Origin of the sequence: Listeria grandensis FSL F6-0971 (assembly GCF_000525835.1) — a bacterium.
Lineage (GTDB): Bacteria > Bacillota > Bacilli > Lactobacillales > Listeriaceae > Listeria_A > Listeria_A grandensis.
In genome coordinates this window covers 1-15,345 of sequence record NZ_AODD01000023.1, presented here as the reverse complement: position 1 = coordinate 15,345, position 15,345 = coordinate 1, and the positions used below count along the sequence as shown (strand labels likewise).

Here is a 15,345-nt window from a genome sequence, read left to right as displayed (position 1 = left end):
CTCATTTTACGCTTTCTTCTTTTTTGGTACCGTCGAGAAGTAAAGTAATGTACACACAATCAAGAATACCAAGAATGGCAACCATTGATTCGAAAGCAAGTACTCTGTCGGGATAATATTCGGGTTAATCGAAATCACAAACGCGATAATAACACCGAGGAGTGATTCCCCAGCAATTAAACCAGACGCAAACAAAGTTCCACGCTCGATTCGTACCTCTTTCTCCTTGTCCTTTTTACGCTTAATCACTTGGTTCACGATCAATCGTACAAATCCACCGAACATAACTGTCGCACTGATATTTAGTGGCAAGTATAGACCTACTGCAAAAACAAGCGAGTTCATGCCTAGGAATTCAATCACAATCGCAATCGAAACGCCGATAAAGATAAGCGTCCACGGCAAGTTCCCATTTAGAATACCTTCCGCTAGGATTTTCATCAACGCCGCTTTTGGAGCTGGCAGGGCTTCTGAACCCATACCATACGCGTTATCAAGCAACGTCAAAATGTAACCCATCACAAGACCACTGGCGATCACACCGATCATCATCGCAACCTGTTGTTTCCAAGGCGTTCCACCAACGAGATACCCCGTTTTCAAATCCTGTGAAATATCACCCGCAACCGCGAGCGCCGTACAAACAATTGCCGCAACCGTCAACGTCAGCACAATACCTTCCGTACCACTATAACCGAACGATTTATAAGCAATCGCCACAATCAGAAGTGTCGCAATCGTCATACCTGAAACTGGCGACGACGAACTACCAACAATCCCAACAATCCGCGATGCCACCGTAACGAATAAGAATCCGAAAATCGCGATGGCTAGCGCCCCGATAATACCCACATTCGTAAATGGATCAAACGCAATAATAACAATTAGAACGGTAATTCCAATCAAAACCCATTTCATCGGAATATCTTTATCCGTACGCTCAATCTCAAGCATTTTTTGACCTTTATTCTTGTTCAGACCAACCATTGTACTGCGAAGCGTCTGCACAATCGCTGGCATCGTTTTCGCGAGTGTAATCAGACCACCCGCAGCAACTGCACCCGCGCCAATATAGCGAATATAGTTATCCCATATCATACTCGCGTCCAGATTTTTCAACGCTTCTGACGCTGGGAAAATCACATCCGAACTTCCCGCGCCGAAAAACGCAATGGCTGGAATCAAAACGAGCGATGCCATCAAACCACCGGCAACCATCTGACCCGCAATTTTTGGCCCGATAATGAAACCAACACCGAGTAATGCAGGATAAATTTGCGTTCCGATAAAGGCATTTTGGAAATTATAAATCCCGGTCTGCACATCACTTCGGAAAACCTTGAACCCGTCTGTAAGAACCTTCACAAGGCACCTACCCCAAAACCAAATACAACGAGTTTTCGCTTGCGCCCCGCCACCTTTTTCACCTGTTTTTAGAACTTCCGCACAGGCCGTTCCTTCTGGATATGGCAACGTTTCGTGTTCATTGACAATTAGCATTCTTCTAAGCGGCACCATCATGAACACGCCCAGGAATCCCCCTGTTAGCACGATAAATACCAACATAATTTGATTGATGTCCACGCCCATCATGAATAGCGCAGGAATTGTAAACACCGCACCCGCACCAAGCGCTTCCCCAGCTGTCGTCATCGTCTGTACAATATTATTTTCTAAAATCGAATCTCGCCTAAAAATACCTCGCAAAATCCCCATCGAAATAACTGCCGCTGGAATCGACGCCGATACTGTCAAACCTACTTTGAGCCCCAAGTAAGCATTTGCCGCACCGAACAAAATTGAAAGAATAATACCAAGAATAATGGCAGTCGCAGTCAATTCCGGCAGTGATTTGGAAGCAGGTATGTAAGGCTGAAACTTCTTGCTACCCATTTTATCACTCATTTTGTAACTACTCCTTTTTATAATTTATGTCATCTTTGCTCCTTTAAAGCAACGATTCAGTTTCTATTTTACCGCTACATTACTATTTTCGCAACGGATATTCAGGAGAAAGAACAAGAAAATACAATCATTGCTTGAGTACTGATGCTTAGTTATGTTATAATTAGGGCAAATAAAAAGAGCGCCGTGGTGGTACACGACCCTCTAATATAGAATGACGTAAGCCGCTTAAAAGACGGTGACTTTCGTTAGATGTATAGAACCCACCTAATCTCTGGTCAGAGTGTAGTAGATGGGTTTTTTATTTGTCGTGTTTCATCGCTTGCACAATTATGATAACCAGCTTGAGAAAGGTTAGAATAAACATTCCAAACCCAAGCGCCATCATAATCGATTCTGCAACTGACATCAGGCATTCCTTTCTCCAGATTTGATAACTTACATAACATAAGCATCACTCCCTTCCATTAGAAAGCCACCATCCTTTACATACCTTACTCTATGCGACTATTATACCATGATATTTCCTATTTTTTAGAACAAAGATTATTCGATAAACCATTGTTTCTAGCCGATTCCATTTACTCATGTAGCACTACAAAAACAGCGAACCTATCATCAGATTCGCTGCTCCTCTTATAATAATCCTAATCGCTGTAATCCTTTCAAAACCCCGTCATTATCCACGGAATCCGTCACGAAATCTGCCACAGCTTTCACTTCGTCACGCCCATTTTCCATCGCGACTCCCGTGCCGACTTCTTGTAGCATTTCGATGTCATTCAGTCCATCTCCAAATGCATACGCATCCTCAATTTTGAAATCCAAGCGCTTCAACATTTCACGAATCCCAACGGCTTTTGAACCATTCGCCGGAGCAACATCCATCGACACATCATGCCAGCGTAAGAAGCCATACTCCGGAAAATTTTCCTTATAAAAAGCGTCATGACTTTCATCCGCGAACAACAAACATTGATACAACGTCCGCCCTTTATAAAATTCCGCATCAAGCTCAGGATATCCCTCTTTCAGTGAATTCATTCCCTCATGCACCTTATGATGATCCGGAATATTCGTGCGCAACGTCTCCTCATTCATGAACACAAGTGGGTGATCAAGCTCCTCTGTCACCTCAATCAAATGCTCCATCGAGGCTTGTGGTAATGGATTATCGAATACCATTTCTCCCTCAAAAACGACATACTGCCCGTTGAAACTTACATATGAATTAATATTTAGCTCTTCACATATATCCTTTAGTAAAAACGGCGCCCGACCTGATGCAATCGCAACGTATACGCCCTTATCTTGCAAATCCTTCACTGCTTTTCTCGCTGAAGCCGGGATCTCCTTGTTGTCATTCACCAGCGTACCATCCACATCAAAAAACACAATTTTCTTCATAGCTAAAATCTCCTCAGACCAAATTTGCGGGAAAAAGTGCACCCATTAGCAATATCCCCTCCAGTATACCAAAAAAAAACACGCTAATGGGCGAATTTCCCCCTAAAAAAGACTAGCCTTTTCAAAATAAATACCAGTCTTATTAAAAAGCAATACCCCTTATAAAAACCTCACCGACTACGCTAAAACACACTTTTCCTGCTTTCTATCACTTTTTCACCCCATTTTAAGATATTGTAGTAGCATTTATTGATTTTTATGGTATATTAGAACTCAAGGATAAAAGTTCGGATCTTGTTTTTACAAAAGAAGTGACTCGTTAAACCTACCGTGAATTGAAATCATTCACTGTCCATTTTGTTTAAAATGCGCAGAATAATGGTATTCAATTGGAGTAGGCGAAAAAAACGCAGAATGTCATGGCATATTCTAAATCGTAGCCTTATGAAGACTAGTGCGGCTACCATTGTTTCTTTTTGCCTTTTTAACGAGGTCATCCCTTTTTATCCATGAAACCGTATGTAAATAGATTGCAAATGAGGAGCAATGCTATTTTTACAAGAATATTAACGAAACATAAAGGAGAGAAAAAAATGATTTTTAAAGTTTATTACCAAGAAACAAAAACCGAAACAACCAGTCAGAGAAAAAACCAGATCTATCTATGTGGAAGCGAAAGACGTGCCAGAAGTACGCGTTATTCTTAAAGACCAACCCTTCCATATCGAACTAGTTGAACAACTCAGCGATGCACACCTACAATATGAAAAACAAAATGAAGATTTCCAACTGTGGGGGCAGTAATCCGCTATGAAATTTGTAAAAAATAATGAAACAGCTGTTTTCGCCCTCGGTGGTCTAGGCGAAATCGGTAAAAACACGTACGGTGTGCAATTTCAAGATGAAATAATCCTCATCGATGCTGGTATCAAGTTCCCAGAGGACGAGCTACTTGGCATTGATTACGTCATTCCTGATTACACCTACCTTGTCAAAAACAAAGAGAAAATTAAAGGGCTTTTCATCACGCATGGTCACGAAGATCATATCGGTGGCGTTCCTTATTTGCTCCGCGAACTGAATATCCCCGTTTACGCTGGAAAATTGGCGGCGGCTCTGATTCGCAATAAACTAGAAGAACACGGCCTAATACGCCAAACCAAAATCTATGAGTTTGAAGAAGACGATGTTTTCAAATTCCGCAAAACAAGTATTTCGTTCTTCGGTACAACACATAGTATTCCAGATTCGTACGGTATTGTTGTCAAAACACCATCTGGAAACATCGTCCACACGGGGGATTTCAAATTTGATTTCACACCTGTTGGCGAACCCGCAAACTTAACAAAAATGGCAGAGATCGGTAAAGAAGGCGTTCTTTGCTTACTATCCGATTCTACTAACGCAGAAGTGCCGAATTTCACGATGAGTGAACGCATTGTTGGGGAAAGCATTAAAGATATTTTCCGCGATGTCGACGGACGGATTATCTTCGCTACATTTGCATCCAACATTTATCGCTTGCAACAAGTTGTAGAATCCGCTGTCGAAACCGGTCGAAAAATTGCTGTTTTTGGACGTAGTATGGATTCTGCCATCGCCATCGGTATCGAGCTCGGCTATATCCAAGCACCCAAAGATACGTTTATCGAATGGGGCAACTAAACAAACTGGCCGCAAACGAAGTAACCATTCTTTGTACAGGTAGTCAAGGTGAACCAATGGCCGCACTTTCACGTATCGCTAACGGTACCCATCGGCAAATCCAGATCCAACCAGGCGATACCGTTGTCTTCTCTTCTTCACCAATTCCAGGAAATACGATCAGCGTAAACCGCACGATCAATCTACTTTTCCAAGCTGGTGCAGAAGTTGTGCATGGTAAAGTAAACAATATTCACACATCTGGTCATGGTGGCCAACAAGAACAAAAACTAATGCTTCGTCTTATGAAGCCAAAATATTTCATGCCGATTCATGGCGAGTTCCGGATGCAGAAAATGCATGCCCAATCCGCTTACTATTGTGGCGTTCCTCACGAAAACAGCTTCATCATGGAAAATGGCGATGTTTTAGCCTTAACTGCCGATTCTGCACACGTTTCTGGTAAAATTCAAGCAGCGAGTGTCTACATCGACGGTAGTGGCATCGGTGACATCGGTAATATCGTCTTGCGCGATCGCCGTGTCCTATCCGAAGAAGGTCTTGTCATCGTGGTTGTTTCCATTAGCGCCGCTAAAAATAAAGTAATGGCTGGCCCTGATATTATCTCGCGCGGTTTCATCTATATGCGCGAATCTGGAAACCTAATTAATGAGGCACAAGGCTTGCTCCGCCGTCATTTAAACAAAGTGATGGACAGTAAAACCGTGCAGTGGTCAGAAATTAAAAATGAGGTCACAGATACACTACAACCATTCTTATATGATAAAACACAACGCCGTCCGATGATTTTACCAATCATTATGGAAGTGTAGCATCCAAAAAAACCAATGAAGGACGAGTCCAAACTCGTTCCTCATTGGTTTTTTTACTGTTGGTTCCGATGATAGATGGCTACCTCGTCACAGAAAAAAGAGCCTATTCATGAGGTTAATTCCCCCTCCTGAATAAGCTCTTCCAAACAATATGCTATTTATGCTGTTTTACGTCTTAGACAATGTGTAGCAATACCTAACAGTACCAATCCACCAAGCACAACTAGATTCTCCGCCTCATCACCCGTTTGCGGCAAAACATCATGCGTTTTTACTGGGACAACTTCTGTCAATGTTTGCTCCGCCGAAGAAATCGTTTCTCCTGGGTTTACCGTTCCCTTATCAGGAGATGTGATACTCCCATTATCCACATCGGGTACGACCGTTCCGCCATTACCGTCGCCTGGAACCTCTTCACCACTGCCGTTATCAATCGGATCTGCTGCCATGACCGCAACCGTAAAGTCTTTGCTGTAGCCATCCGGATCTGTGACTGTCACATCAAATGTATCGCCTTCTTTTAAGTTTTCAGCGTGCATGTCGATCTCAAAGTTACCGTTCGCATCCGCAACGACGGGAGCTGCTTTTGCTTTCACCGCTAGCGAATTCACAGCAACCCTCGCGCCTGGAATCGTTTTCCCTTGGAAGATAGCATCCTTTTCTTTATATGATTGGAAAACCGTATGATCTGTAATGGCTTGGATCGCTGCATCTTCTTTTTCTTTCGCAATCGCGGCTTCTGTTTTAAACGTTTTGCGACCGAGCTCTGGTGTTACGAGCTTCGTTTGTGACTGGATATAATCGATGAATGTATCTGTATCTGGATCGATGACATCCACTTGCTTGCCTTTCGTAAATGCAGAGAAGGAATCCCCACCGCCGAATAAGAAATCGTTGATAACGACGCGATATGTCGCCGATTCATCCAGTTTCGTGCCATCCTCTTTGCGCACATCCACCACTCGTTTCTCGCCAGCCTCATTTTTCGTATACGTATAGGTTAAACCTGATACTTGTAAAAAGTATTTCTCCGACTCATCATATTGCTGATTTAGTGCTTCTACGATATCTGCACCACTCAGTTCCACCACTTGCAAAATATTTCCGAAAGGCTGAACGGCTTGCGCTGCACCCCATGTCACCGCAAATGAACCAGCTGATGGTACGCCAATTAAGTCCGCCCGTATTCCGCCATTATTTGTCATTGCAAAATCAACAGCGATTCCAGCCTGCTTCGCCATTTCGCGCTGTCCATCTGTAATCAAGTTACCGAGCGGCGATTCATTGTCCGCATTCGTGTCTCGCGTCACTACCGCGCTATCCATCTGGCCAACTGGCTTACTAATCACAGGATTAACAAGCGCATAAGCTTCATCAATAACGCTACGCACTGCCGCATCCGGTGTAACATCTTGCAAATTATATTTAATCTCCGCACTCGGCGTCATTTCAAAATCCTTCGTTGTTTTATTCAAAACCCCCGTCACATTCGAATACGCTTTCCCATTATTATAGCTTTGCACAACCCGCGTATTGCCGACTTTACCGTTCGTATACTGATGATTATGCCCCGCTAAAACAAGATCCACACTGTTATTTGGCGCAATTTGGTTGACTTTATTGATCATGTCCACCGCAGCACCTGAAACGCTACCTTCACCATTCGTAGGGTTACCTGGCGTCAGAGCCGGAACATGCGATAAAACAACGATCGCGCTCACGCCTTTCGCCTGCAATTCCGCCGAGTATTTCGCAATCGTCTCCGCCTCGTCTAGCAAATGAAAGTCTTGAATATGATTCGCCAAAACAAGCGATGGAATTTCCGTTGTTACCACGCCGATAAAACCAACGTCGACGCCTCCCATATTTTTAATCTCATATGGCTTGAAACCATACGGAATCGCGCCATCCGATTTATTGACCACATTCGCGACAACAATCGACATATCCGACGCTTCATGATCATAATTTTGCGTAATTTCATTGAAGCCCGTCGTATCGCCTCCATCTAAAATTCGTTTATACTCTGCTAAGCCCTCATCAAACTCATGATTTCCAAGCGTACCAATTTCAAATTTCATCCGATTGAGCACTTTGATTGTTGGCTCATCTTGCAGTAGCCCTGAAACAGCAGGACTTGCACCAACCATATCGCCAGCTTGAACGCGTACAGAATTGCTAGCTGAATTATCTGCTAAACCATTCGCCGTCAGGAAGTTTTCCTCCGCCTTGTTTAAATTTGTCGCCAAGTAGTCCGCACCACCAATTTTACCAAGCGGTGAACTAGAAGGCGTGTCTAGTGCTCCATGAAAATCATTTATACCTAATATTTGTACTGGCACAAGATTGGGGTCCAGCGTATCCGCAACCACGCTATTTCCAACCGCTGATACACCAATCCCTATCGTTAAACCTGTTGCTAAAACTAATTTTAATCCCTTTTTGTAAAAATTATTCACGTTTTTAAAGCCTCCCTTTTTTGTTTTATGATGCTAAATATATTTCGCATCGATTGTAAGCGTTTCATACTTACCTCATCATTGTAACAAAAGCTACTTCTCTTTTCAATCACCATAAAAAATAGGATCAAACCTCAAGCTAATGACTTTTTAGCCTAAAGTTCCATCCCATTTCAGTAAGCCTTCTACTCAAACTGTGCTAACGCGACCTTCACCTTAAATGTTTTTATCTCATATGGCGTAATCGTAAATGCAAAGTCTCCACTCCTGATCTCATCAATCGGCCGCTCCATCAAGTCGCACTCCTGCCACGATTCAATCTGAAAATCACTCGATAAGTGCACGTTACAACGTCCCCCTGTATATTCATGCAATCGAACTATAATCGCATCCTCCTCCTCCGCTTTTTTCACTGCATCGATTTGAATCTGCTCCTTATTTGATTTTAGTAACGATCGAGTAATATGAGCGCCCAGCGCCACGCGAAGTGGATTATTGAGCGCCCATGCCTCTTGCACAACGTCACCTTCCACAAAATCACCTTTATGCGGCAATAAGGAATATGTGAAATCATGTAACCCCTGATCCTGTGTCACATCTGGATACGTTGCCGATTTCAGGAGCGTCAAGCGCATCACATGATCTTTTATATCGTGACCGTACTTGCAATTATTCAAAATACTAACACCGTACCCCTTCTCGCTCAAATCTGCCCATTGATGCCCCACCGTCTCAAATCGCGCATAATCCCAACTTGTATTCCAGTGCGTCGGGCGTTTCACATTCCCATACTGAATATCATACGTTGCTTCCGTCGCCATCACATCCACAGGAAATGCAACTTTTAGTAATTGCTGTTTTTCATGCCAATCTAATGCCGTTTCAAAATCAATCCGCGCGCTATCTCTGTAAAAATGAATCGTTTGCGAAATCGTCGAATCCCCGTATAGCCACTCCATTTGTAGCGTAGCCTGAAGCGCACCATTTTGAATCACTTCCACGCTTTCCAACTGCGTCACTTCGCGCATCTTCTCCTGATAATAAATATCAATATCCCACGCATCAAAATTCAGAGGTTTATCTTCAAAAACTTGTAATACATTGCCACGCTCCCCTTTTGCAAGAACATCTCGGTCGTTCTTTTTGTCAAAAATAGTCGTAAAATGCCCTGCCTCGTTCCAAATGACACGGTACCGGTCTGTTTCCAAACTATTATCACGAATATTCGCTAACGGCTTAGCATCCATGATGTCATCTACCATCTCGTAATTTAGCGTCATCGTTCCCATCGAAGGTAGCCCATCAAGCGCCACTATCCAACTACCAGCTAAATTTCGCTGGCTGTCCAACCGATTCCCATCTTTATCCTTCCAAATCACCATTTCCTCAACCGGAATCGCAATCTCCGCCAAGCGTGGCCGCTCCCATATGGAGCTATTCATCAATGTCACCGCATTTGGCGCCGCCTCATCCATCGCGCTCATCTCGTCATAAGCCGCTAAAGTCAGATTCTCCGCCTCGTCATACTCCAACACACAATCCTCATACACCTCTTGAATCGAAGAGCCCGGAATAATATCATGAAATTGATTCCGCAACACCATTCGCCAACTTTCCTGCAACAGATCACTCGGATACGCCTCAAAAGTTCCCGTCCTCGCTGCCTGTAACACTTGGAACCACTCCGCATCCCGCAACAACAGCTCCAATTTCCGATTCATTTTCTTGTTATGCGCTTGACTCGTATATGTCCCCCGATGATACTCAAAATAAAGCTCACCGTTCCACGTATGCACATACTCCTCTGTTGTTTCCACCCGCTCATGTAACCGTTCGAAATAAGGCCCTGCAAGCCCTGTTTCCACTTTCGGCATCCCTGGCATCTTATCAAAACGCGCGATCATCTCAAGCATCTCCCGCGTCGGACCGCCACCACCATCACCAAATCCATAAGATACCAACAACTCATTGTTCCACTGCTTATCCCGATAATTATCCCAAACACCTTTTACCGTCCGCGCTGTAATATTCCCATTATATGTATAGTACAAATCATGCACATCCGGCGACGTAATGAAATGCGTCAGAACCTCCGAGCCATCAATCCCACGCCACCAAAACGTATCGTGCGGCATCCGATTAAACTGATTCCAACTAATTTTCGTCGTCATAAACGTCTCGATCCCCGACCTCTTCAGAATCTGCGGCAACGCCCAACTATACCCAAACACATCTGGCAACCACAAATGCTTACTATCCTTACCAAACTCCTCCTTAAAAAACCGCGTTCCCTGCAAAATTTGGCGCACCAAAGACTCACCTGACGGAATATTGCAGTCTGCCTCCAGCCACATGGCCCCGTCCGCCTCCCAACGCCCGTCCGCAACCCGCGCCTTAATCCCCTCATAAATCTCTGGATAATCCTCCTGTATATAAGCATACAATTGCGGCTGCGATTGCAAAAACTCATAGTTAGGAAACTGCTCCATTAACCGCATCACCGTCGAAAATGACCGCGCTGACTTCTCCCGCGTATGCTTCAAACGCCATAACCACGCTACATCAATATGCGTATGCCCTACACATGTCACCGTTACATCAAAATTTTTCGGCATCGCATCTATTTTTTCATTCAGTAATTTCCCAGCCTCATAAAGGGAGGCCACATTCGTCGGTCCCCCAGGATTCGCCCAATCAATCACTCGAAAACTGTGGTCAAGCGCCTGCAATAACCCGTAGCGTTCCGTGCTATTTTCATCCAAATAATCCAGTGTCTGAAGCGCCGCAGAGGCCGTGTAATATAGGTCATCAATCTGCGTATCCAAATAACCAACAAACGCAGCGTTCAATCGATGCTCCTGCGTCGTCACCTCGCCACCACCCTCAAGCCCCGACCAAAGTCTAAAGATAAGTTCCACTTGCGTCCCAGCCAAATCATCATCAAAAAATACTTCCTTATGATTCTGATCCACACCTTGATACGGTTTTCCATTCACAAATAGCAACGATTCAAAACCAGAATTATTTCCATCCCCAGTTTTTCCAAAATCAAAAAATCCCAAAATGCGCTGGCCCTCAAGTCGTGTCGGCAATATAATATCCGTCTTTAACCACACATAGCGATCACGACCACACCAGTTACTTCCAAGCACAATCTTCTCCTCAAAAACGAGCCCCTTTGGATAGGCGCCAATCGTCCCATCCACATCTTCTAACTTCTCAAATTCCGAAATGATCTGTGATTTCGTATAACGATACCCTTCTACCTCTCGATTACGATTTTGCAATTTCTCCTGCTTCCAAAACATCTCCTCACACCTTCCTGTTAAACGCTTTCATTTATGATTTAAACATAGCATATAAACGGAGCAGATCCAATAGATAAATTAAAGAAAACTGGACTTGAATGCCCTGCTCCACGAAGTTTTTTTATAACATTTCTACAAAACAAAAAAACGCGTGTACTAGCGCCACTATAGAAGTAGGCTAATACACACGCATCTTTTTCCGTTATTCGGTAGTAGATAATCCTAGATGTTCGCGGAATTTCTTGGTTGCGGCTGCTTTAGATGCACTATCTGGTTCGTAGTAATATAGGTTAAAACCGTACGCTTCACTGTAGATGGAAACGCCCTCGCCTTCCATTTTTAGTGTATCGACGTCGTTTCTGACGCTAGCATACTTTGTTGCAATTTCTGTGATGTCATCCATTTTGAGGTTGGTCGTAAAGTTATCGCCGACTGCTTTTAGAAGTTTGTTGAAATGGGTGATGGAAGCTGTTCCTGCGAGTTCATTACTAATCCCCATGATAACATCGCGTTGCCGATCTTGCCGCCCAAAGTCCCCACGAGGATCTTCATGGCGAATTCGAACGTATTGCAGTGCTTCTTTTCCAGCCAGATCAATCTTGCCTTTCACGAAAACTTTGTTGACTTCGGTGAGATCGATATCATTCGTAACACGGACACCACCAACCGCTGAAACCAGATCGCTGAAGCCTTTCATATTGATGGTTACGTAATAATCGATCGGCACATTCATTAGACCTTCTACGGCTTTTACCGTGCCTTCTGCGCCACCTTTCGAGTAGCTACCATTTATTTTTCCGATATCGCCGTCTTCATAGGTTACTTTTGTGTCCCGAGGAATACTGAGCATCTTAACAGAATTCTTTTCCTTATTAATTGTTGCCAGAATCATGGAATCGGAGCGACCATTTTTTTCACCCGCGCGCGCATCTGTTCCGATCATTAAAATAGAAAAAGAATGGCCATCTGTGAGTGTGCTCGTGGAGGCTTTATCCTTCGCTAACGGGACGTGGATACCATTTAGCGTTTGTTGGATTCCGTTGTAATAGTGAATTGCAAAAGCACCGAGTGTGAAGACGATACCAAGTAGGATAACAAACGAAAACTGCAGTCGTTGCATAAGTTTTGATGGTTTTTTTTCAAAGGGTTGAAAGCGTATTGTATCCATATTGATTCCTATCTTTCTGTGTATACTGACACGACGATTTTTATAAATATAGAAGCTTGTAAGTAGTATATAGGCATGATTATTGTTAGAATTGATACTTACACTAATGTTATCATTGCACTGACTATAAATCAAATTAGAATTTAATGATAAACAGGAGGTATTTTGCCATGAAAAATCAAGAAAAGGTCGAGAAAATGCGCGGTGGACTTATTGTTTCATGCCAAGCGCTGGAAGATGAACCATTACATAGCTCTTTTATTATGTCAAAAATGGCTTTAGCAGCAAAAATCGGAGGTGCTGTTGGAATCAGAGCGAACAGTGCAGCAGACATTCAAGCCATTCAAGCGGAAGTCGATTTGCCGATTATCGGAATTTATAAGAAAAACTATGGGGACTGCCCTGTCTTTATTACACCGACGATCGCAGAGGTGGATGAAATTGTGGCAACAGGCGCTGAGATCGTAGCCATGGATGCGACGCGTAGAATCAGACCAGACGGTTGCTTGATAACACAATTGTTTCCTGAAATAAAGAAAAAGTATCCTGATCAGCTTTTTATGGCAGATGTGGCGACGGTTGAAGAGGCAATCGTTGCAGAACAGCTAGGTTTTGATTTTATAGCCCCTACCTTGTTCGGCTACACGGAGGATACACTCGGAAAAAAGATAGCGGATGAGGACTTCGCGGTATTGCGAGAAATGATTCATGTTGTAAACACGGCACAGATTATTGCGGAAGGAAATGTGAGCACACCGGAGATTGCAAAACGAATTCAAGCCATGAACCTATTTGCAATTGTTGTTGGTGGAGCGATCACAAGGCCACAACAGATCACAGAACGCTTTGTTTCGGCGTTACGATAATTGAAAAGAATTATGAAGGTATCAAGGAAGCGCGTTTCTAAGTCATGAAGCGCGCTTTTTTCGTCTGCCCAAAATCTAAAGATAAAGCATATATCAATAGCGCCCTTTATGAAAAAAACACACAATAAAAATGTAACAAATTAGTCACAAAATAAGTCCATACAGCGGAAGGAATGTATTTTTTTAGCTCGGAAAGCTGATAAAGTAAAGGAGTGGTATACAATACAACTAGAAACTGCTCGATCAAACATGCATAGAAGGGGGATAATAAAGCGCAGGAAATGAGGTCAAACGACATAAAGGTTCACTCACATACCACAATAAAGAAAAATGGAGGAATTACACTAATGAATAAGAATATGAAAAAAGTAGCAATAGCCTTACTTGCGACGAATGTGATCGCAAGTACGGTATTAACAGCGTTACCACCAGTACAAACACATGCGGCAGAAAATAAATTAATGTCGACAGTAAACGCGAGTCAAGATAATCTTATCAATACGGTGAGAGACGGGGATACTAAGATTACTGGTAAAGTTCCGGGCGGTGCTCAACTAGTAGAAGTTTCCTTATGGGAACACGCTGATTATCCCTCAGATCCAGTATACGCCTTAAAACGGTACGCTGCCAGAGTTCAATCCGATTCTAATGGAAACTATAGCATAACTCCGGGAGATCTAACCCCCGTTGATTTGGCTGGTCCCTATACTTCTAGCTCGTTTAAATATGCCTTTAGAGCTTATCCATTTTCCGTTAAGATTACGACTGGAAATAGCTTAACAGCAGAGACAAGCATACAACAATCGAAAAATACAGCGAATACTGGTTATATTAACCCAGTAAAAGTAGGCGACAAAGAAATAACTGGGCACCTTGATAATCGCCCTTCACAACCAATCACATTTAGAGAAATGGGAGCTTGGACCTTTGGTACGACTACTCCTACACCCCAGAGAGTAGCGTATACTTCGACAGATGCAAATGGCAATTTTAAATTTACACTAGGAACAGGTATTCAATACGCACGCCTTACTGTTGAAAGCAGTTTAGAAATTTTGCTCAACACAATTCCAGGTGTTAATGAAACATCCATTTACGTACCGACATCTCTAACTGTAGATACAAGCGCGATCAATGCTGCTCGTGGAACTACTGGGAAAATAACAGCTAGCATTACTCCGGCCGCGGCAGATCAAGCACTAACATATACATCAAGCAACTCCAATATTATCACTGTAGATGCAAGTGGTAGTTGGCAAGCGAAAGCAACAGGAACCGCAACGATTACCGTTACGCCAAATGCGAATACTGGTTTAGCTAAAACAATTTCAGTCACTGTAACAGCAAATGCAGCAGATGTAGCACAAACTGCGGTGAATGACCTATTTATTAGTGACAATCCAGCGAATCACATCAAAGATACGACGACACAAGCCAAAGTCGATGCCGTGACGGATGCGACGAAGAAAGCGGAGCTCCAAACATACGTGGATAAAGCCCAAACGGAGCTGAACGCACGCACAGCCGAAGCCGAGCGTGTGGCGGCGGCAACAACGAGTGTGAACGATCTATTCCTTAGTGACAACCCAGCGAATCACATCAAAGATACGACGACACAAGCCAAAATAGACGCGGCACAAACGAAAGTCGATGCCGTGACAGATACGACGAAGAAAGCGGAGCTCCAAACATACGTGGATAAAGCACAAACAGAGCTCGATGACAAAAAACACGGCGAAAGCAAGATGTCGATGC

The 15,345-nt window shown here is 43.4% G+C and carries 8 protein-coding genes and 2 pseudogenes; 4 read left to right on the top strand and 6 right to left on the bottom strand.

Features of this window, described 5'->3' with window-relative positions; translation table 11 throughout:
* Window positions 1-6: 6 nt before the first annotated feature.
* The 3 genes from PGRAN_RS12315 to PGRAN_RS12310 form a co-directional block, all read right to left on the bottom strand.
* Window positions 7-1,905: an OPT family oligopeptide transporter gene (locus PGRAN_RS12315; RefSeq protein ID WP_036067428.1), complete on the bottom strand. Its 1,899-nt coding sequence runs from the start codon at window positions 1,903-1,905 to the stop codon at window positions 7-9.
* Between the two features lie 301 nt (window positions 1,906-2,206).
* A complete protein-coding gene (locus PGRAN_RS16640; protein ID WP_149024059.1) occupies window positions 2,207-2,314 on the bottom strand; it encodes a putative holin-like toxin in 108 nt (35 codons plus the stop codon).
* A gap of 227 nt (window positions 2,315-2,541) precedes the next feature.
* Entirely contained in the window at window positions 2,542-3,312 is a 771-nt protein-coding gene (locus tag PGRAN_RS12310; RefSeq protein ID WP_036067427.1) for a Cof-type HAD-IIB family hydrolase, read from the bottom strand.
* Window positions 3,313-3,905: 593 nt separating this feature from the next.
* Here PGRAN_RS12310 and PGRAN_RS12305 point away from each other — a divergent pair.
* Together PGRAN_RS12305 and rnjA are read left to right on the top strand one after the other, a co-directional pair.
* Window positions 3,906-4,116: pseudogene (locus PGRAN_RS12305) on the top strand (DNA-dependent RNA polymerase subunit epsilon).
* A gap of 6 nt (window positions 4,117-4,122) precedes the next feature.
* Window positions 4,123-5,789 (top strand): annotated as a pseudogene (gene rnjA, locus PGRAN_RS12300) (ribonuclease J1).
* Between the two features lie 158 nt (window positions 5,790-5,947).
* Here rnjA and PGRAN_RS12295 read toward each other — a convergent pair.
* The 3 genes from PGRAN_RS12295 to PGRAN_RS12285 form a co-directional block, all read right to left on the bottom strand.
* Entirely contained in the window at window positions 5,948-8,248 is a 2,301-nt protein-coding gene (locus PGRAN_RS12295; protein WP_036067426.1) for a bifunctional metallophosphatase/5'-nucleotidase, read from the bottom strand.
* A gap of 185 nt (window positions 8,249-8,433) precedes the next feature.
* Window positions 8,434-11,556 carry an alpha-mannosidase gene (locus tag PGRAN_RS12290; RefSeq protein WP_036067425.1) on the bottom strand — a complete coding sequence of 1,041 codons (3,123 nt, stop codon included), beginning with the start codon at window positions 11,554-11,556 and terminating at the stop codon, window positions 8,434-8,436.
* Between the two features lie 202 nt (window positions 11,557-11,758).
* Window positions 11,759-12,724 carry an LCP family glycopolymer transferase gene (locus tag PGRAN_RS12285; RefSeq protein ID WP_036067424.1) on the bottom strand — a complete coding sequence of 322 codons (966 nt, stop codon included), beginning with the start codon at window positions 12,722-12,724 and terminating at the stop codon, window positions 11,759-11,761.
* A gap of 170 nt (window positions 12,725-12,894) precedes the next feature.
* Here PGRAN_RS12285 and PGRAN_RS12280 point away from each other — a divergent pair, with 170 nt between their 5' ends.
* Window positions 12,895-13,590 (top strand): N-acetylmannosamine-6-phosphate 2-epimerase, encoded by a 696-nt coding sequence (locus PGRAN_RS12280; RefSeq protein ID WP_036067423.1) that lies wholly within the window; start codon window positions 12,895-12,897, stop codon window positions 13,588-13,590.
* A 347-nt stretch (window positions 13,591-13,937) separates the two neighbouring features.
* On the top strand, window positions 13,938-15,345 hold a 1,408-nt coding region (locus PGRAN_RS15830), incomplete at its 3' end, for a toxin Cry1Ac domain D-VI-related protein (RefSeq protein ID WP_173399972.1).

Excerpts from the sequence above, each read along its gene's own strand:
- PGRAN_RS12315 (WP_036067428.1), bottom strand. The coding sequence starts at position 1,905 with ATGAGTGATAAAATGGGTAGCAAGAAGTTTCAGCCTTACATACCTGCT.
- PGRAN_RS16640 (WP_149024059.1), bottom strand. The coding sequence starts at position 2,314 with ATGTCAGTTGCAGAATCGATTATGATGGCGCTTGGGTTTGGAATGTTT.
- PGRAN_RS12310 (WP_036067427.1), bottom strand. The coding sequence starts at position 3,312 with ATGAAGAAAATTGTGTTTTTTGATGTGGATGGTACGCTGGTGAATGAC.
- PGRAN_RS12290 (WP_036067425.1), bottom strand. The coding sequence starts at position 11,556 with ATGTTTTGGAAGCAGGAGAAATTGCAAAATCGTAATCGAGAGGTAGAA.
- PGRAN_RS12285 (WP_036067424.1), bottom strand. The coding sequence starts at position 12,724 with ATGGATACAATACGCTTTCAACCCTTTGAAAAAAAACCATCAAAACTT.
- PGRAN_RS12280 (WP_036067423.1), top strand. The coding sequence starts at position 12,895 with ATGAAAAATCAAGAAAAGGTCGAGAAAATGCGCGGTGGACTTATTGTT.